General features: G+C 67.4%; 17 protein-coding genes. 9 read left to right on the top strand and 8 right to left on the bottom strand.

The features are described 5' to 3' along the window. Positions 1–45 precede the first annotated feature (45 nt). Positions 46–627, bottom strand: coding sequence for a ribosome biogenesis factor YjgA (gene yjgA, locus ABQ137_RS13215; protein ID WP_039526393.1), 582 nt, complete (start codon positions 625–627; stop codon positions 46–48). A 52-nt stretch (positions 628–679) separates the two neighbouring features. On the opposite strand from yjgA, the gene pmbA reads away from it, so the two are divergent. Together pmbA and ABQ137_RS13225 are read left to right on the top strand one after the other, a co-directional pair. Beyond that, positions 680–2,047, top strand: a complete 1,368-nt coding sequence (gene pmbA / locus ABQ137_RS13220; RefSeq protein WP_102251695.1) for a metalloprotease PmbA — start codon at positions 680–682, stop codon at positions 2,045–2,047. Positions 2,048–2,153: 106 nt separating this feature from the next. Further along, a complete protein-coding gene (locus ABQ137_RS13225) occupies positions 2,154–2,618 on the top strand; it encodes a DUF4870 domain-containing protein (RefSeq protein WP_054591518.1) in 465 nt (154 codons plus the stop codon). A gap of 70 nt (positions 2,619–2,688) precedes the next feature. Here the strand turns inward: ABQ137_RS13225 and ABQ137_RS13230 are convergent, their stop codons facing one another. The 5 genes from ABQ137_RS13230 to ABQ137_RS13250 all read right to left on the bottom strand — a co-directional run bounded on the left by ABQ137_RS13230 (position 2,689) and on the right by ABQ137_RS13250 (position 8,555). Beyond that, a complete protein-coding gene (locus ABQ137_RS13230; RefSeq protein ID WP_054591517.1) occupies positions 2,689–3,786 on the bottom strand; it encodes a M35 family metalloendopeptidase in 1,098 nt (365 codons plus the stop codon). A 503-nt stretch (positions 3,787–4,289) separates the two neighbouring features. Then, positions 4,290–5,165, bottom strand: a complete 876-nt coding sequence (locus tag ABQ137_RS13235; protein WP_047126805.1) for a polyprenyl synthetase family protein — start codon at positions 5,163–5,165, stop codon at positions 4,290–4,292. Position 5,166: 1 nt separating this feature from the next. After that, positions 5,167–5,430: an exodeoxyribonuclease VII small subunit gene (locus ABQ137_RS13240; protein ID WP_016903977.1), complete on the bottom strand. Its 264-nt coding sequence runs from the start codon at positions 5,428–5,430 to the stop codon at positions 5,167–5,169. A gap of 31 nt (positions 5,431–5,461) precedes the next feature. Then, a complete protein-coding gene (gene tilS / locus ABQ137_RS13245; RefSeq protein ID WP_349782798.1) occupies positions 5,462–6,757 on the bottom strand; it encodes a tRNA lysidine(34) synthetase TilS in 1,296 nt (431 codons plus the stop codon). A 91-nt stretch (positions 6,758–6,848) separates the two neighbouring features. Beyond that, the gene (locus ABQ137_RS13250) at positions 6,849–8,555 is read right to left on the bottom strand and encodes an alkaline phosphatase (protein WP_349782975.1); all 1,707 of its coding nucleotides are present in this window, start codon (positions 8,553–8,555) and stop codon (positions 6,849–6,851) included. A gap of 142 nt (positions 8,556–8,697) precedes the next feature. Between ABQ137_RS13250 and ABQ137_RS13255 the strand changes: the two genes are divergently transcribed. The 3 genes from ABQ137_RS13255 to ABQ137_RS13265 all read left to right on the top strand — a co-directional run bounded on the left by ABQ137_RS13255 (position 8,698) and on the right by ABQ137_RS13265 (position 11,482). Then, complete coding sequence (locus ABQ137_RS13255) at positions 8,698–10,038, top strand: dicarboxylate/amino acid:cation symporter (RefSeq protein WP_046343426.1); 1,341 nt, start codon at positions 8,698–8,700, stop codon at positions 10,036–10,038. Positions 10,039–10,047: 9 nt separating this feature from the next. Next, entirely contained in the window at positions 10,048–10,884 is an 837-nt protein-coding gene (locus ABQ137_RS13260; RefSeq protein WP_349782801.1) for a class I SAM-dependent methyltransferase, read from the top strand. 106 nt (positions 10,885–10,990) lie between these two features. Further along, positions 10,991–11,482 (top strand): acyl-CoA thioesterase, encoded by a 492-nt coding sequence (locus ABQ137_RS13265; RefSeq protein ID WP_024939524.1) that lies wholly within the window; start codon positions 10,991–10,993, stop codon positions 11,480–11,482. A gap of 147 nt (positions 11,483–11,629) precedes the next feature. Here the strand turns inward: ABQ137_RS13265 and ABQ137_RS13270 are convergent, their stop codons facing one another. After that, entirely contained in the window at positions 11,630–12,379 is a 750-nt protein-coding gene (locus ABQ137_RS13270) for a C40 family peptidase (RefSeq protein WP_016903983.1), read from the bottom strand. A 109-nt stretch (positions 12,380–12,488) separates the two neighbouring features. Then, positions 12,489–13,097 carry a C40 family peptidase gene (locus ABQ137_RS13275; protein WP_175430018.1) on the bottom strand — a complete coding sequence of 203 codons (609 nt, stop codon included), beginning with the start codon at positions 13,095–13,097 and terminating at the stop codon, positions 12,489–12,491. Positions 13,098–13,143: 46 nt separating this feature from the next. Here ABQ137_RS13275 and ABQ137_RS13280 point away from each other — a divergent pair, with 46 nt between their 5' ends. From ABQ137_RS13280 to gorA, 4 genes are all read left to right on the top strand, one after another. Next, complete coding sequence (locus ABQ137_RS13280; RefSeq protein ID WP_024939526.1) at positions 13,144–13,623, top strand: FKBP-type peptidyl-prolyl cis-trans isomerase; 480 nt, start codon at positions 13,144–13,146, stop codon at positions 13,621–13,623. Positions 13,624–13,830: 207 nt separating this feature from the next. Further along, on the top strand, positions 13,831–15,075 hold the full coding sequence (locus ABQ137_RS13285) for a DUF418 domain-containing protein (protein ID WP_102256551.1): 1,245 nt from the start codon (positions 13,831–13,833) through the stop codon (positions 15,073–15,075). Between the two features lie 7 nt (positions 15,076–15,082). Further along, positions 15,083–16,333, top strand: a complete 1,251-nt coding sequence (locus ABQ137_RS13290; protein ID WP_349782804.1) for an NAD(P)/FAD-dependent oxidoreductase — start codon at positions 15,083–15,085, stop codon at positions 16,331–16,333. Then, positions 16,330–17,700 carry a glutathione-disulfide reductase gene (gene gorA / locus ABQ137_RS13295; protein WP_349782806.1) on the top strand — a complete coding sequence of 457 codons (1,371 nt, stop codon included), beginning with the start codon at positions 16,330–16,332 and terminating at the stop codon, positions 17,698–17,700. Before ABQ137_RS13290 ends, gorA begins: the two co-directional genes overlap by 4 nt. Positions 17,701–17,859: the final 159 nt, after the last annotated feature.

Consider the following 17,859-nt stretch of genomic DNA (forward strand, 5'->3'; position numbering starts at 1 on the left):
ACAGCCGGGATGGCCGTTGCGGATTTTGATGGATCGGGCGGAGCCTTATTCGTCGGCGTCCGACGCGGATTCGTCGTCTTCCAATCCCGATTCCCCACTCTCCAATCCCTGCTCCTGAGACAACTCGCGCAGCACCTGGAACAGCTCGCGGTAGGCGCGCGGCGGTTTGTTCTTGGCCCGCTCGTGGATGGCGTTGCGCACCAGCTGGCGCAGTTGTTGGCGGTCGGCGGCCGGGTAGGTTTCCAGCAGTTCGGCCAGCGCCACGTCGCCTTCGGCGAGCAGGCGCTCGCGCCAGCGCTCGACGCGGTGGATCGCGGCCACTTCGCGGCGCGCAGTGTCGCTGTTGGCATCCAGCGCATCGCGGATTGCGGCCAGCGTTTCGTCGTCCTCGCGGCGCATGTGCTTGGCCAGAAACGCCAGCTGGCGCTTGTGCGCGATATGCGAGGTGATGCGCTTGCTCTCCTCGATATGCGGGATCAGCGATTCGGGCACCGGCAACTTGGCCAGCTGCGCCGGAGTGAGCGCCACCAGCTTTTCGCCCAGGTCGAAGATTTCCAGCGCCTCGCGCCGCTGCTGGCTGCGGCTGGCGCCGCGGAATTCACCGGTGTCTTCGTCGCGTCCGCGCATTGCCATCCATCCGAAACAAGAAGTTATTCATCATTGAGACTAGGATAAAGCATTGAACGCACTCTCCTCCGAAACACGTGTCCAGGACGACAGCCTGCAGCGCCTGGATGCGCTCACCGACATCGCGCAGCGCCTGCTCGAGCGCGCCCGTGCCGCCGGCGCCACCCAGGCCGAAGTGAGCTGCAGCGAAGAGCGCGGCCTGGACGTCAACGTGCGCCTGGGCGATGTGGAAACGGTGGAATCCACCCGCGACCGCGGCATTGCGGTCACCGTGTACTTCGGCAAGCGCAAGGGCAGCGCCAGCACCGCCGATCTGCAGGATTCCAGCCTGGAATCGACCGTTGCCCAGGCCTGCGCGATCGCCCGTTACACCGAGGACGATGTCGCTGCCGGCCTGGCCGACCCGGAGCTGATGGCGCGCGACTTCCCCGAGCTGGACAGCTGGCATCCGTGGGCACTGGACGCCGACACCGCGGTGGACCTGGCGCTGGCCTGCGAGAGCGCCGGGCGCAATGCCGATGCGCGGATCAGCAACTCCGACGGCGCCTCGGCCAGCACCGGGCTCAGCCTGTCGGTCTACGCCAACTCGCATGGTTTCATCGGCCGCGAGCGCGGCACCCATCATTCGATCAGCTGTGCGCTGATTGCCGGCCAGGGCGACGGCATGCAGCGCGATGGCTGGTACAGCAGCGCGCTGGCGCGCGAAGACCTGGAGGCGCCGGAAGCGATCGGCCGCCACGCCGCCGAACGCACCCTGGCGCGGCTGCAGCCACGCTCGTTGCCGACCGGCCAGTTGCCGGTGCTGTTCGCGCCGGAAGTGGCGCGCTCGCTGGTCGGGCATCTGCTCGGCGCGGTCTCCGGCGGCGCGCTGTATCGCCGCGCCAGCTTCCTGCTCGACAGTGTCGGCAGCAAACTGTTCCCGGACTGGTTCAACATCGAAGAACTGCCGCACCTGCGCCGCGGCCTGCGCTCGGCCGCCTTCGATGGCGAAGGCGTGGCGACGCGGCGTTCGGCATTGATCAGTGACGGCGTGCTGCAGCGCTATGTGCTGGGCAGCTACTCCGCACGCAAGCTGGGCCTGCAGACCACCGCCAACGCCGGCGGCGTGCACAACCTGCAGGTCACCGCCAACGCCGGCGATCTGGCTTCGCTGGTTGCCGGCATGTCGCGCGGCCTGCTCGTCACCGAGCTGATGGGCAACGGCGTCAATCCGGTGACCGGCGATTATTCGCGCGGCGCCGGTGGCTTCTGGATCGAGAACGGCGTGATCGCCTATCCGGTCGACGGCCTGACCATCGCCGGCAATCTGCGCGAGATGTTCGCCGGCATCGAGGCGGTCGGCAGCGATGTCGATCCGCGCTCGCACGTCAAGATCGGCTCGGTGCTGGTCAACCGCATGACTGTGGCAGGCGATAGCTGACCGTGATTGAGCAGGGCTGCTGCGCCAACTGCCCAACTACACAGCGTCCGGCGCGCGCGCGTCTTGCCGCTCTGCCTGGCGGTAGCCGCCGTGCAGCACCGAGACCATGTCTTCCCGCACTGGTGGCTGGCTGAATCGTTGTTATAGTCCGCCGCACCACAACCATGCATGGGGAGACATGATGAGCGAATTCGAGTCGCACGCCGTACCGCCGCCGCCGCCGATCGGGACCAGCACACCGTCGGAGGAGCGCACCCTGGCGCTGGCCGCGCACTTGCTCGGCATCCTGACGTCCTTCATCGGCGCGCTGGTGATCTGGCTGATCAGCAAGGACGCCAACCCGTCCAAGCCGTTCGCCACCGATCAGGCCAAGGAAGCGTTGAACTTCCAGATCACCGTGATCATTGCCTATGTGGCTGCGGTGATCCTGACCATCGTGTCGTTCGGCATCCTGTTCTTCGTGCCGACGCTGGTGTGGATCGCCAACCTGGTGCTGTGCATCCTGGCCGCGGTCAAGGCCAACAACGGCGAACACTACCGTTATCCGTTCACGCTGCGCCTGATCAAGTAATCCGGCGCGGTGGAAATGACAAAGGCCCGGCAGCGATGCCGGGCCTTTGTCGTTTCAGACGATGATGCGATCAGTTCTGCGCCGGGGTGTTCTCGGCGAAGTACTCGTGGCTGTCGGCATTGGTGATCGCCTGGGCCGGGTTGCTGATCGCCAGGCTGCGCGCGCCGGACTGGCCGTAGACACGGTCCTGGGTGCCGGCGACGACCGTGAAGTGGCTGGTCTCGTGCACCAGCGTGCCGGCCTTGGAGTCGGTGCCGGTTGTCGATGCACTCCAGAACGCATTGCAGACATGGATCTCGTACGGCTGGTTCGGATAGACGTAGGCGAAGGCGTCCGCCAGATCCGCTTCGCAGCTGCAGTTGATCGTCAGCTGGCCGTTGTTCTGGTCCAGCGCGTTGTCGATGTTGACGAAGTTCGAGCTGACCCGGCTGTAGCGCGAGGCGTTGTAGGCGCCGAACCAGGTGGTGTAGCGCGCACCGGTGCTGCCGGCATTGAGGTAGTTGCGCGCGTTCTGCGAGTAAGTACGCGCGGCAGTGACGGCACTGGCGGCCTGATTGGTGCGGGTGGTGCTGCAGTTGAGGTAGTTGATGCCATTAACCACGGCGGTCGGACCGATCGCGAGCTGGCGCTGCACGCCGCGACGCGCGCCGTCCAGCCAGACCGTGAGCGGCGTGCTGGTGGCCACGGCCGGCTGGCCGTTGGCGGCCTTCATCAGACTGCCATCGGACAGCGAGGCATATTGCAGCGACGAACGGACCTGGATGGTGTAGTTGCCACTGGTCGACAGATCGTAGGCGCCGGCCAGATCGACCTCGCCCTTGACGCTCTGGCCCGGCTTGAGGATGGTGAAGTCCGCCGCCTTGGGCAGGCCACGCTTGACCAGGCGTCCGGTGTAGGTCACCGGCACACCATCGCGGCTCACTTCCAGGATGCCGTTGTCCAGCGTCTGCAGCGGCAGCTGATAGGTCGGCACGCGGGCGATCTGGCTGCCGTTGTTGGTGACGGTCACCGCGATCTTGCCCTGGTGTCGCCCGGCCTGATCGGCGACCGGCGCCAGTTCGATGGTCAACGGGACCGGGCCGCGCACGGACTGCGCCTGCGCCGAACCGAGCACGCCAACAACGGCCAGCGTGCCTGCTGCAAACGATGCGAGAAAAACGTTCTTCACCAGTGACTCTCCATGTGGTCGGGGGATGTCCGCGGACGCGGGCAGGTCAACCTAGGCAGAGCGAGCAGACGCAACAAGAGAACCGATTGATGCGGTTTTTGGCCTGCCGGTAGTCAGGCAATGACAAATGCGGACACCGATGGCGACAATTCAGCCCGAAAGTGTGCATTACTCCACACTATATTGCCGCCCTGCCGAAGTTTTCATGTGAAAAATGTATGGAAGGAGAAGTTACGTTCTGTGACGCAGCGCAGCGCTTGCAGGGCGGTGTGCTGCAGCCGCACCGTGCGCTGGCGCACGGTATGCGCAAAGGCCGGTGCGAGCGCCTGATCGCTGGGGGCTGCTGAAGTCGAACGCGCTGCCGTAGTCGCCGTGCGTGGGGGCGTTGAAGCCAGCTGCGCGGCCGCTCGCCCTGCGCATCGGCGGAGCCTGTGCATGTCGCCAGGCATCGGCGCACGAGGCGCCCGGCGCGCCTGTGCGGCAGCTCGAACGAACGCGGAGCGCTAGTGCGCGCGGTCCACCGCAAACCGGCCCAGCGTCGCCAGCGTGTCGCCGGGCGCACCGTAGGGCTGCAGGATGTCGTGCATGCGGGTAGCCAGTTCGGCCAGCTTGGCCTTGGCGCCGTCCATTCCGAGCAGGGCCGGATAGGTGGACTTGGCTTGCGCGGCGTCCTTGCCGGCGGTCTTGCCCAGCTGCGCCGAGCTCGATTCCACATCCAGAATGTCGTCGCGGACCTGGAACGCCAGGCCCAGCGCATCGGCAAACGCATCCAGGCGTTGCTGGTCGTCGGCTGCGGCAGCGCCTGTGAGCGCGCCCATGCGCACCGCGGCGCGGATCAGCGCGCCGGTCTTGAGGGCGTGCATGCGCTCGAGATCGCGCAGCGATTGCAACTGGCCGGTGGCATCGATATCCAGCGCCTGGCCGCCGCACATGCCGGCAGCGCCTGCGGCGGTGGCCAGACTCTGCAGCCAGCCGACCCGCAGCTCCGCGCTGACCGGGGCCGCAGCCAGCAGCTCGAAGGCGCGCGTCTGCAGCGCGTCGCCGGCCAGGATCGCCGTGGCTTCGTCGAAGGCGATGTGCACGGTGGGCTGGCCACGGCGCAAGGCGTCGTCGTCCATTGCCGGCAAGTCGTCGTGCACCAGCGAATAGGCGTGGATCAGCTCCACCGCCACCGCGGGCGTGTCCAGGCTGTCCTCGTCGGCGCCGAACAGTGCGCCGGTCGCATACACCAGCAGCGGGCGCATGCGCTTGCCGCCGCCCAGCACCGCGTGCCGCATCGCGGCGTGCAGTCGCTGCGGCGCCAGGGTGGGACTTGGCAGACTGGCCTCCAGGCTGCGTTCGGTGCGGCCGATCCAGTGCTCGAACAACGCCGAACTCACCTCAGCCGCCGTCCTGCGACGGCGCCTGGAAGTCTTCGGCCAGATCGGGGCGCGCGGGGTCGGTCAGCATGCGCACGCGCAGTTCGGCCTGTTCCAGCGCCTGCTGGCAGTCGCGGTACAGGCCGATGCCGCGCTCGTAGGCGGTGAGCGACTGCTCCAGGCTCTGGTCGCCGACTTCCATCTTCTGCACCAGTTGCTCGAGTTCTTCCAGCGACTGTTCGAAGCGGGCGACCGGGGATGTTTCGTTCAAGGATTTTTTGACCATCGTCAAAGTGTGCGGCGCGCAGGCAGGCGGGTCAATTCGCAGTGGCGTGGTCGCGCCATCGCAAGGATGCGCCATGCGCGCGCAGCCAGTCGTTCAATGCCGCCGAGACGATGCGGTCGCCGGCTGCCAGCACCTGGCCGTCGGCCCACAGGACCGGCAGGCGCGCGCGTTGCCAGGGCGGTAGATCCAGCGCCTGCAGCAGGTGCTTGAGCCGGTGCGAATGCGCGCGCTGCGGCAACACGATGCGTTCGCCCCCCTGGCGCGCGCGCACCAGCAGCGATTGCGCGAAACGCAGGCCGGGTGCGCCGTGCAACTGCAGTTGCGCGCCATCCGGTAGTGGCAGCGGGGTTGCGCCATCCCAGCAGGCCTGCCATGACGCCGGCCACGCGCTGTGCGGACGCAGCAGGTACAGGCACTGGCGCCAGCGGCGTACCTGCACCTGTTGCCAGGCAAAGCAGGCCTGCCGATCCGGCGCGTCGTCGTCGACTTCCTGCTCCAGGGCGGCAACGCCGTGCGCAGGCAGCGGTGGCGCCTGCGCTGCCGCCACCCAGGCGCGCAGCAGCCGCGGCCGACGTGTTGCCGGCTGCGCACGCAAGACCTGCAGATCCAGTGCGCCGGCGGCGGTCAGCAGGTCGGGCAGCAGCGCGGTGTCCTCCTGCAACAGCAGGTCGCTGGCTTCGGCGCTCAGCTGCGCGCTGCGCGCCAGTGCCTCGGCGGCCTGCGGCCAGCGCTGCTGCAATACGGGCATCAGCTGAGTACGCAGGAAGTTGCGGTCGTGGCGGGCGTCGGCGTTGCTGGGATCTTCGATCCAGTGCAGGCGATGTGCCTGCGCATACGCCAGCACCTCGGCGCGCGCATGCGCCAGCAGGGGGCGCCACAGCATGCCGGCGGCGAAGGGACGCTGCGCGCGCATCGCTGCCAAGCCGTCCGGGCCGGAAGCGCGCAATGCGCGCAGCAGGAAGGTTTCGGCTTGATCGTCGCGATGGTGCGCCAGCGCCAGCCATTCGCCGGGCGCCAATGCCGCGGCAAACGCGGCATGGCGTGCATGGCGTGCCGCCGCTTCCAGCCCCAGGCCGCTGTCGCGCGCGACCTGCACGTGCGCAATTTGCAGGGGGACTTGCAAGGCATCGCACTGGCGCTGGCAATGCGCGGCCCAGGCGTCGGCATCGGCATGCAGGCCGTGATGCACATGCACCGCACGCAGCCCCGTGTCGCGACAACGCGGCGTCGCTGCCAGCAGGTGCAGCAAGACGCTCGAATCCACGCCGCCGCTGTAGGCGACCAGCACCGGGCCGGGCGGCGCCGCGGGTGGCAGCAATCCGGTCATCGATGCAGATGGCGTGCTGCGACGCTGCATCCGCACGCCGGCGGCGGGGCATGCCGCGCCGCCACCGTCCGCGCTGCGCGCAGCCTGCCCATCAGCGTTTGGCCGCAGTCTCGAACGTGGCCGACTGCGGCAACTCCACCGGCACGCCGGTGCTGTCGCAGGTACCGGCCTTGCACAGGCGCTCGCGCAGGCGCGGGGTGGCCTGCACGATGACGTGGTAGATCACGTTCTCTTCCAGCGTGCCGCGGAAGGCTGCGCTGCCCGGGCCGGTGGCCCAGATGCCGACGTCTTCGCCGCCATGGCTTTCGGACTTGGTCGGCACCAGCGATTCCTGCATGTAGCTGGGCGCCTCGGTATCGACGTGGGTCAGGTCCGGGCGGCCGGCGGCCGGCTCGCTGTTGCTGGGTTCGTGCGGGTACTTCTTGGGGCCGGCCGGCTGCGCATTGCTGGCGCCGGTGTAGCCGGGGCCGTTGGCGTAGCTCAGCGTGGTGTAGGGCTGGCCGGCCAGGTCGGTGGCCAGCTGGCTGCGGTCGCCTTCTTCGCCGCCGGTGCCGCGCACCTTGCCCAGAATCGGGTTGCCGCGCACCGGGTAGCCGACGAAGTTGAGCGTATGCGAATGGTCGGCGGTGACGATGATCAGCGTGTCCGGCGGCGCGGTCTGCACGGCGGCGCGTACTGCATCGGACAGCGAGACGGTTTCGTCGAGCGCGCGGTAGGCATTGCCGGCGTGGTTGGCGTGATCGATGCGGCCGCCTTCGACCATCAGCACGAAGCCGTTCGGGTCGCGCGACAGCGACTGGATCGCGGTACGGGTCATCTCGGTCAGGCTGGGCTCGCCCTGCGCGGTGCGATTGCGGTCGTGGTCGAACTGCATGTGATCCGGCTCGAACAGGCCAAGCAATGCGGGCGCGCCGGCGGCCGCCTGCAACTGTTGTTCGTTCCACACGTAGGCGCCCTGCGGGTGCGCCTGCTTCCACTCGGCGACCAGATCGCGGCCGTCCAGGCGCAGGCCGACCTTGTCGTCGTATTCCGGATCGCGCTCCTGCACGGTCTGGAACTGGCTGCGTCCGCCGCCCAGCACCACCTGCGGGCCACGCCCGAAGCGCGCGCTGGACAGCAGTTGCTGGGCGATGTCCTGGCAGCCGGCAGTGCGGGCGGACTCGGGCAGGTCGGTGTCGTTTTCCCAGTTGCGGTCCGGCGAATGCGCATAGGTCGCCGCCGGGGTGGCATGGGTGAGGCGGGTGGTGGTGACGATGCCGGTGGCCATGCCGGCGCTGTCGGCCAACTGCAGCCAGCTCAGCAGACCCTTGCCCAGGCTGTCGGCGCAGTCGCTGCGGTTGCCGCTGCTGACGCCGATCGCGCCCATATGCGTTTTCACCCCGGTGGTGATCGCGGTCATGGTGCCGGCCGAATCCGGCGTCTGCGAATCGGTGTTGTAGGTCTTGCTGAAGGCGGTGGCCGGAAATTGTTCCCAGGACAGCAGGTTCTCCTCGCCCGGCCCGCCCTTGCGCTGGCCATCCAGGATGCGTGCTGCCGCCACCGTGGTCAGGCTCATGCCATCGCCCAGGAACAGGATCACGTTGCGCGCGCGCCCGGCCATCGCGCCGTTGCCGGCTGCGCGCGCGGCACCCGAGCGGTACCACCATTGCGGCGTCTCGCCGGCGGGATGCACCACCTGCGGTACCTCCACACGCACGGCGGTGGGCGCGGATGCGCTGGTGCCGGCGCTGGACGCGCAGGCGGCGACACTCACGGTGGTCAGGGCGGCGAGGGCAGGCAGGCGGTAACGCATCGGCATCGAACTCGTGACTGAATCAGCGCGCATTATGCCGGGATGCCTGGTGTCACACAGATGACACGCCGCTGTTCCAGTCGTGGCCTCGCGGGAGACGCGGGCCTGGGCTATGGTGCATGCACTCTCCCCCCGGATGATTCGACGCATGACATTGGTCTCGGCCTGGTTGCGCATTCCGTTCTGGCAACGCGTGGTGGCCGGCTTCGTGCTCGGCGCAATCGCCGGCGCTGCCATGGGCCCGGCCGCCGATGTGTGGTTCGGCCCGCTCGGCGATCTGTACGTCACCCTGATCAAGATGATCGCGATCCCGCTGGTGTTCTTTGCGGTGATCAATGCGATCTCCTCGCTGCACGGGCAAAAATCCGTCGCCGCGCTCGGTGGGCGTACCTTCCTGTGGTTCGTCATCACCGCCGCACTGGCGGTGGGCGTGGGCCTGGCAGTGGGCACGTTGATGCAACCCGGCGCCGGCCATTTCAGCCTGAGCGTGGATTCGGCCTGGAAACCGCGCGATGTGCCCAGCCCGATCAAGGTGCTGCTGGACGTGGTGCCCTCCAACCCGTTCTACGCACTGACCGGCATCGGCACCAAGACCAATGCGGCCGGCGAAACGGTGCTGGCGGCCGGGCGCGGATCGATCCTGCCGGTGATCTTCTTCGCCGCGCTGCTGGGCTTTGCGATGGTCAAGCTCGGCGAGCGCGTGGCCGAGGCACGCAAGCTCACCGCGCAGTTGAGCGACATCATGATCCAGGTCACCCGCTTCGTGCTGGAGATGACCCCGCTCGGCACCTTCGGGCTGATTGCTGGCCTGGTGGGGAGCTACGGCTTCAAAAAACTGTTGCCGTTCGGCAGTTTCGTGCTTGCGCTATATGTGGCCTGCGCCCTGCATATCCTGGTGGTCTACAGCAGCCTGTTGCTGGCGCACGGGCTCAACCCGTGGAAGTTCTTCCGTGGTGCGGCGCCTGGCATGCAGGTGGCCTTCGTCAGTTCGTCGAGCTTTGCGGCGATGCCGGTGGCGATGCGTTCGATTACGCACAATCTGGGAGTCAGCAAGGACTACGCCGCGTTCGCGGTGCCGCTGGGCGCCAGCATCAAGATGGACGGCTGCGGCGCGATCTATCCAGCCCTGTGCGCGGTCTTCATCGCGCAATACACCGGCGTGCCGCTGACCGCCAACCAGTACTTCGTGGTGTTGATCGCCTCGGTGCTGGGCAGCTTCGGCACCGCCGGCGTGCCCGGCACCGCGGTGATCATGGCCACGGTGGTGTTGAGCGCGGCCAATCTGCCGCTGGAAGTGATCGGCTACCTGTACGCGATCGACCGCATTCTCGACATGATGCGCACCATGACCAACGTGACCGGGCAGATGCTGGTGCCGGTGCTGGTGGCCAAGGAAACCGGCCTGCTCGACAAGGCCGTTTACGAGTCGGCCTCGACCAACGTGGGCCTGGAAGATCCGCTGACCGATCGCGCGCCGACGCAGCGCTGACCGCCGCCGATGCGCGCTGGATTTCCCACGCTGCGCGACCGCCTGCAGCAGTTGCCCGAGTTGCACAGCGTCGACGGCGTGTTGGTGCAGCGGTCGTTGGCCGACGACCCGTTCGAGCAGCAGTATCTGCAGGTTCGGCGCAAGGAAGGCCGGCTCTACACCGATGCACAGGTGCGCAGCCTGCCGCGTCCCGGCGGCAAGCTCGGCGCCAGTCTGGAATGGCAGGTGCGTGCGCTGTCCAGCGCCTTGCTGGTCCAGCACCTGCGCGCGCAGGCAGGCGAGGGCGCCATTGCCGAACTGGGCTGCGGCAACGGCTGGCTGTCGCAGCTGCTGGCGCAGTCGCTGCAGCGCGACGTCTGCGGCATCGACGTCAACCGCACCGAGCTGACCCAGGCCGCGCGCGTGTTCGGCCACGACCAGCGCCTGAGTTTCATCGCCGCCGACATCCAGACCCTGGCGCTGCCACGCGATCTGTTCGACGTCATCGTGGTCCCGGCCTGCATCCAGTATTTCGCCGACCCTGCGGCATTGGTCGTGCGCCTGCTCGCCCAACTGCGCGACGGCGGCGAGCTGCACATCCTCGACAGCCCGCTGTATGCGGATGCGCAAGCCGCCAACGCAAGCGCCGCGCGCAGCCTGCGCTACTTCACCGAACTGGGCGTTCCGGCGCTGGCCGCGCATTACCACCAGCACACCTACGCCAGCTTCGACCGCTTTGTGGTGCAGCGACTGTTCGACCCGCGCCGCCCGGGTGCGCGCCTGCGGCGGATGCTCAGGATGAAACAACCCCACTTTCCCTGGCTGTGTCTGCGCAGGCAGGACAACCTGGATGCGCTGCGTTCCTGAGTGAAGCGTCGGCCCTGCCGGACGCAGCGTCAGGCGTTTGCGTTGGGTGCGCTGACGTCCCACCCGCATGGCACACTGCCAGCTCATCCATTGATGGGGGCGGGCGGTGATTGGCCAACAGCGTGATCTGACATTTCGTTTTCTGGCCGAGCCCAGCGACGTCAACTTCGGCGGCAAGGTGCATGGCGGCGTGGTGATGAAGTGGATCGACCAGGTCGGCTTTGCCGCAGCCAGTGGCTGGAGCGGGCATTACTGCGTCACCGTGGCGGTGGGCGGCATCCGCTTCGTGGCGCCGGTGCGGATCGGCGATCTGGTCGCGGTGTCGGCCAAGCTGGTCTACACCGGGCGCACCAGCATGCACTTCGCCATCGATGTGCGAGCGCGCAGCCCGATGGGCGGCGACTCGCGGCTCTGCACGCATTGCATCATCGTGTTCGTGGCGATGGACCCGGATGGTGTCACGCCGGTGGAAGTGCCTTCCTGGCGGCCGGGCACGCCCGAGGATCAGCGCCTGGCCGAATACGCGCTCAAGGTGATGGAACTTAGCAAGGGCATCGAGGACACCATGGCGCATTACCAGGCCGATGCCGCGCGCTGATCGGGGTGGCGAGGTGTGTGGTGCTGCGTACGGGATCCAGATGCGTGCGCGGCGACGGTAGGGAGCTTCCGCGCAAAGATTGTCCACAACGCAAAAGGCCGCGGAATCCGCGGCCCCTCTGTCATGCAGTGGATCAGGTACTCGAAATCAAAGCACCCGACGTGCCTGGATGAACTTCTCGCTCCAGTAACCGCTGGCCAGCGAATCCACGCGCACGTCCTTGCCGCGGCTGGGCGCGTGCAGGAACTTGCCATCGCCGACCACCAGACCCACGTGGTCGATGCGACCACGCCTGCCGAAGAACACCAGATCGCCTGCCTTGAGCGCGTTGGGGTCCTTGATCAGTTCAGCAGATTCGTCGCGTGCGATGTCGCGCGAGACGCGCGGCAGGTCGATGCCCAGGGCGGTCTTGAACACATAGCCGACCAGGCCGCTGCAGTCGAAACCTTCGGTGGACTCGCCGCCCCAGACGTACGGGGTGCCGAGCAGGGCCATGGCGCGTTGCAGGATCACCTGCACACGGCTGTCGGCCACGGCGTTCTGGGCAGCATTGGCTGCGCTCTGGGAGACGTCGTAATTGGCCAGCAGGCGGCTGAGGTCACCGGCGAACATCGCCGAGCGGTCCATCAGCGGAATGGCGTCGTTGGCGGCCAGGTGCGGAAGCAGGGCGGCCAGTGTTGCGGTGGCAGCGGCGTCGGCGCGGCTGCGGGTTGCGGCTTTCTCGGCGGCGACGGCGCTGTCTGGCGTGGTCGTCTGCGGAGCGGATGCGGTGCCGTTGGCGGTCTGGGCCAGGGCGGGTAGGGCTGCGAGCCAAAGGGCAGTGGCGCATAGCAGGCGGAGCGGTTTCCGGGGCGGAAGCGGTGCGGCGCCAGTGTTGATCTGTTCGTCGTTCGTCACGCGGGAATCACAATTCTGCTGTCGATGCGGGATGATGCCTTGGTGAAAGAATCGTTACGTTCAAAAAAGGTTAAATTTCCGTTTTATGAAATGTGATGCGCATCACATATCAGGGCAAAACCCGTTTTGAACCTGAATAATGGTCACGCCAGTAGGCGCCATCCAGGAAATCCAAGCGGACGGTACCGCCGGTGTTCGGAGCATGTACGAAACGGCCTTCACCGACATAAATGCCGACATGGGTCACGTTGCCGCTGGAGCCGAAGAACACCAGGTCGCCGGTGGTGAGTTGCTCCGGCGGGATGCGCGGGCCCTGTACCGCGGCCAGCTCCCGCGAGGTGCGTGGCAGCGACAGCGCCAGCACATCCTTGTAGACATAGGTGACCAGCCCGCTGCAGTCGAAGCCGGTTTCCGGCGTATTGCCGCCGAAGCGGTACGGCGTGCCGACCAGGCCCAGCGCACGCATCAGGATGTTGTTGGCGGCGGCCGGGTTGGACGGCGGCACCTGCGGCCAGACACGCGGTGCCGGTGGCGGGGTGGCGGCCGGTCGACGGACCGGCGCCTGTGCGCAACCGCCCAGCAGCACGAGCAGGCCCAGCAACGAACTGGCCGCGGCGCGGCGGGCGCGGGCGGCGAAAACTGGCGTGATATGCATGGAGCCGGGATAATGGGCGGTTCGAAAGGTCGCCATGATGGCGGCGCACCCGGCGGCCGACAAGCCGTCCTCCACCGTCTGCCACCGGGCAGCCTATCCAGAGCCAGGCATGAAGATCGAAAAAGACAGCGTCGTCCGCTTCCACTACACCGTTTCCGAGCTTGGCCAAGAGCCGATCGAGAGCTCCAAGGAGCGTGACCCGTTGGCGATCATGATCGGCCACGGCAACATCATTCCGGGCCTGGAAGCGGCCATGATGGACAAGGAAGCCGGCGACAGCTTCGGTGTGGACGTCAAGGCCACCGAAGCGTACGGCGAATACCGCGAAGGCCTGAGCCAGCGCGTGCCCAAGAAGCACTTCGGCGCCACCAAGCTGGTCCCGGGCACCCAGGTGGTGCTGCAGACCAACTTCGGCCCGCGCGCAGTGACGGTGCAGAAGGTCGGCATGAGCGTGGTCGACGTCGATCTCAATCACCCGATGGCCGGCAAGGACCTGCACTTCGACGTGGAGATCATCGAGGTGCGTGAAGCCACCCAGGAAGAGCGCGATCACGGGCATGTGCATGGCGAAGGCGGCCATCACCACTGAGCGCAGTCGTCACGCGGCCTGTGTGGCAGACGGACTGATGCGGTCTATCTGCAGGATCGGCATGCACCGCACGGTGATGCCGGCTTGCACGCGCCGATCGTGTCCGTGTGACCAGCGTTGGCTGGATGTGTTTCCGCGGCCCGCCATCTCGGCGGGCTGTTTGCATGTTGCGCGCCGCGATCGCCGCGCCGCGCTGCCCGAGCCGAGATGACTCCGCGCGATCCTTTGCTGCCCATCGCAATCAGCGAGCGAATCGCGGTGCTCGACGTGCTGCGCGGTTTTGCGCTGCTGGGCATCCTGCTGATGAATATCGAAGCCTTCGTCGGTCCGCTCGATCTGGCGGTCACCGGCGTGGAGCCGCATTGGCACGGCGCCGACCGGGTTGCCGATGCGCTGGTGTACCTGCTGGTGCAGGGCAAGTTCTATACGCTGTTCTCGCTGCTGTTCGGCATGGGCTTTGCGGTGATGGCGCAACGTGCCGCGCAGGCCGGGCGTGGGTTGTTCGGCACCTATCTGCGCCGTACCGTCGGGCTGCTGGTGATCGGCCTACTGCATGCGCTGCTGCTGTGGTCCGGCGATGTGCTGGTGACCTACGCGTTGCTGGCCTTGTTGCTGCTGGCCACGCGCTCGGTGCCGACGGTGACGCTGCCGTGGTTTGCCGCGCTGGTCTACTGTTGCGCGCCCGCGTTGACGCTGCTGTACGGCGTCGCAGGCACCTTGATGCAGCTCGATCCGGCGGCTGCCGTGGAATGGAAGGCCGCGATGGCCGATGCGGCGCAACAGGCGGCAGCGAACGTGCAGGCGCAGCGCGCCGCCTTCGGGAGCGGCAGCTATGCGCAGGCCACGCTGCAGCGCTGGCACGACCTGCAGCACGCGATGACCGGGCTGAGCATCAATGGCCCGGCGATGCTCGGCATGTTCCTGCTGGGCAGCTGGTTTGTGCGCAGTGGCGCGATCGCCGCGCCCGAGCGCTTCCCGCGCCTGTTTCGGGCCCTGCGCTACGTGGTGCTGCCGCTCGGGCTGGGCGTGATGGGGGTGAGTTACGCGCTGGAGCCGTGGATTGATCCGGCGCGGCTGGATCTGCGCCTGTCGGGTGCGTTCGCGTTGTCGCTGATTGCCGGCCCGCTGATGAGCCTGGGCTATGCGGCGTGGGTGGTGCGCCTGGCGCCGCGCCTGGCCTGGCTTGCGCCCGCCGGACGCATGGCGCTGAGCAACTACCTGCTGCAGTCGCTGGTGTGCACGTGGATCTTCTACGGTTACGGGCTGGGCTATTTCGAGCAGCTGCCGCGCGTATGGCAGCTGCCGTTCGCGCTGGCGCTGTTTGCGTTGCAGGTGGTGCTGAGCCAATGGTGGTTGCGCTGGTTCCGCTTCGGGCCGATGGAGTGGCTATGGCGCAGCGTGACCTATCTGCGTGTGCCGCCGATGCGCCGCAGCGACGCGCGCGTGGGGTAGTGCGCACATGAGCGCCGCGCCTGTCGATGTGGTGGTGGTCGGTGCCGGCGCCATTGGGCTGGCGACTGCGCTGGCACTGGTCGAAGCGGGCCGGCAGGTGCACGTGCTCGACGCCGGCGCGGTGGGTGCGGCGACGTCGTACGGCAACTGCGGCACCATCACGCCGAGCCATGCGCCGCCGCTGGCAGCGCCGGGCATGATCGCGCAGGCGCTGAAATGGATGCTGACGCCGGACGCGCCGCTGTATATCCGGCCACGTCTGGACCCGGCGCTGTGGCGCTGGTTGCTGCAGTTCGCGCAGCGCTGCAATACGCGTCACTGGCAGGCCAGCGCGCAGGCGCGCGCGGCGTTGCTGGGCGATGCGCGGCAACGTTTCGACGACTGGGTCGAGCGCTATGCGCTGGACTGCGAATTTCGCAGCGATGGGCTGGACTACGTGTTTGCCGATGCGCGCCGCTTTGCGCACTATCGCCACGAGTGCGGCGTGCTTGCGCAGTGGGGTATCCAGGCCGAAATGATCGACGGTGCCGACTACGAGCGCCAGGATCCGGCATTCCGTGCGGGCATTGCCGGTGCGATCCATTTCCCCGGCGATGCGCATCTGCGCCCGGAGCGTTACACCGCAGAACTGGCAAGAGTGCTGCGCGCGCGCGGTGCGGTGATCCAGGCGCAGTGCTGCGTCGATGCGGTGGTGCCGGACGCACGTGGCGCGTGCGTGCACACCGCGCGTGGGCGACTGCAGGCGCGCGAGGTGGTCATCGCAACCGGCCCGTGGTCGCCGCTGCTGGCGGCGCAACTGGGATTGCGTCTGCCGGTGCAGGCCGGCAAGGGCTATTCGATCACTTACACCGCACCGGCGCTGATGCCGCGTCGCCCGGTGGTGCTGAAGGACCGTTGGGTGTTTGTGGTGCCATGGCGCGATCGTCTGCGTATCGGTAGCACGATGGAATTCTCCGGGCACGACACCCACCTCAACCCCACGCGCCTGGCGGCACTGGAGCGCGCAGCGTCCGATTATCTGCATGCGCCGGCCGGTCCGGCCGTGATCGAGCGCTGGTATGGATGGCGGCCGATGACCTGGGACGACGTGCCGGTGCTGGGCGCGGTGCCGGGCCGTCCTCACGTCTGGCTCGCAGCCGGACATGGCATGCTCGGCATCAGCATGAGCACTGCAAGCGGACAACTGATGGCCGACCTGATCACGGGCCGCGCACCTGCGCTGGACCCGCATCCCTACCGGGCGGAGCGCTTCGCATGAGTGCCCGGTACGACTACGACGTGGTGATCCTGGGAGGCGGCTCCGGTGGACTAGCCGCTGCGTTTCGCGCGGCCAAGTATGGCGCGCGCGTGGCGATGATGGAGCCGAACGAATTGGGCGGCACCTGCGTCAATCTCGGCTGCGTGCCGAAGAAGGCGATGTGGCTGGCGGCCGATCTGGCCGGCAAGATCGAGCTGGCCGGGGCGCTGGGTTTCGATGTGCCGCGACCGACCCTGGCTTGGCAGGAACTGGTCACCCACCGGCAGGGCTACATCGGCAACATCCACGCCAGTTATCGGCGCCGCCTCGACGAAGATGGCGTGGTCATGATTCCGCAGCGCGGCGTGTTGCAGGATCGCCATACCATCATGGGCAGCGACGGCGTGCCGGTGACCGCCGAGCACATCGTGATCGCCACCGGTGCGCATCCGCTGCGGCCGGACATCGAAGGTGCCGAGCACGGTGAGGTGTCCGACGATTTCTTCAATCTCTGTCATGCGCCCGCGCAGGTGGCGATTGTCGGCGGCGGCTATATCGCGGTGGAGATCGCCGGCCTGCTGCAGGCGCTGGGCAGCCGGGTGCACCTGTTCGTGCAGGGCGAGCGGTTGCTGGAGCGCTTCGATGCCGAGCTGACCCTGCAACTGGCCGACAACCTGCGGCACCTGGGCGTGCGCCTGCATTTCGGGTTTTCCACCACCGGCCTGGAGCGCGATGCACAAGGCAGGCTGCGTGTGCATGGTCATCCCGCGCACCCCAGCGAGCAGGGCAACGACGTCTTCGACAAGGTGTTTTTCGCCACCGGCCGGCGCGCCAACACGGCGGGGCTGGGTCTGGAAGAGGTCGGGGTGCGCCTGGGCGACAAGGGCGAGGTGGTGGTGGACGAAGGCCAGACCACCAGCGTGCCGAACATCCATGCCATCGGCGATGTCGGCGGCAAGGTCGGACTGACGCCAGTGGCAATCGCGGCGGGACGCAAGTTGATGGATCGCCTGTTCGGCAAGCAGCCGGATGCGCGCATGGACTACGAAGGCGTGCCGAGCGTGGTGTTCTCGCATCCGCCGCTCGGGCAGGTCGGACTGACCGAGGAGCAGGCGCGCGCGCGGCACGGCAGCGCGGTGCGTGTCTACCGCAGCAACTTCCGCCCGATGTTGCACGCGCTGGCCGACGCGCCGCAGCGCAGCCTGTTCAAGCTGGTCTGTGTGGGCGAACAGGAGCGCGTGGTCGGCGTGCATCTGCTGGGCGAGAGTGCCGACGAAATGCTGCAGGGCTTTGCGGTGGCAGTGAAGATGGGTGCGACCAAGCGCGACTTCGACGAGACCGTGGCGATCCATCCCACCTCGTCGGAAGAGATCGTGTTGATGCACTGATGCATTGGTGCGGCAGTTGTGACCGGGCCGACGAGGGCATCAGCGCCCTGCCGGATGCAGGGACTGGCGTCGGCCCCTGCGTTTCATAACTTGCTGCAGCCCCGCGCGCAAACACTGCCTCCTCGCTCGGACGGAAGAGGGATTTCAATCCCATAGCTG

The sequence above is a fragment of the Xanthomonas sp. WHRI 8393 genome, assembly GCF_040203315.1.
In the GTDB taxonomy this organism is placed as follows: Bacteria; Pseudomonadota; Gammaproteobacteria; order Xanthomonadales; family Xanthomonadaceae; genus Xanthomonas; species Xanthomonas arboricola.

Coding starts and splice junctions, on each gene's coding strand:
- gorA (WP_349782806.1), top strand. CDS start 16,330: ATGAGTGCCCGGTACGACTACGACGTGGTGATCCTGGGAGGCGGCTCC.
- tilS (WP_349782798.1), bottom strand. CDS start 6,757: ATGACCGGATTGCTGCCACCCGCGGCGCCGCCCGGCCCGGTGCTGGTC.
- ABQ137_RS13255 (WP_046343426.1), top strand. CDS start 8,698: ATGACATTGGTCTCGGCCTGGTTGCGCATTCCGTTCTGGCAACGCGTG.
- ABQ137_RS13290 (WP_349782804.1), top strand. CDS start 15,083: ATGAGCGCCGCGCCTGTCGATGTGGTGGTGGTCGGTGCCGGCGCCATT.
- ABQ137_RS13240 (WP_016903977.1), bottom strand. CDS start 5,430: ATGGTCAAAAAATCCTTGAACGAAACATCCCCGGTCGCCCGCTTCGAA.
- ABQ137_RS13285 (WP_102256551.1), top strand. CDS start 13,831: ATGACTCCGCGCGATCCTTTGCTGCCCATCGCAATCAGCGAGCGAATC.
- ABQ137_RS13225 (WP_054591518.1), top strand. CDS start 2,154: ATGTCTTCCCGCACTGGTGGCTGGCTGAATCGTTGTTATAGTCCGCCG.
- yjgA (WP_039526393.1), bottom strand. CDS start 627: ATGCGCGGACGCGACGAAGACACCGGTGAATTCCGCGGCGCCAGCCGC.
- ABQ137_RS13250 (WP_349782975.1), bottom strand. CDS start 8,555: ATGCCGATGCGTTACCGCCTGCCTGCCCTCGCCGCCCTGACCACCGTG.
- ABQ137_RS13280 (WP_024939526.1), top strand. CDS start 13,144: ATGAAGATCGAAAAAGACAGCGTCGTCCGCTTCCACTACACCGTTTCC.
- ABQ137_RS13260 (WP_349782801.1), top strand. CDS start 10,048: ATGCGCGCTGGATTTCCCACGCTGCGCGACCGCCTGCAGCAGTTGCCC.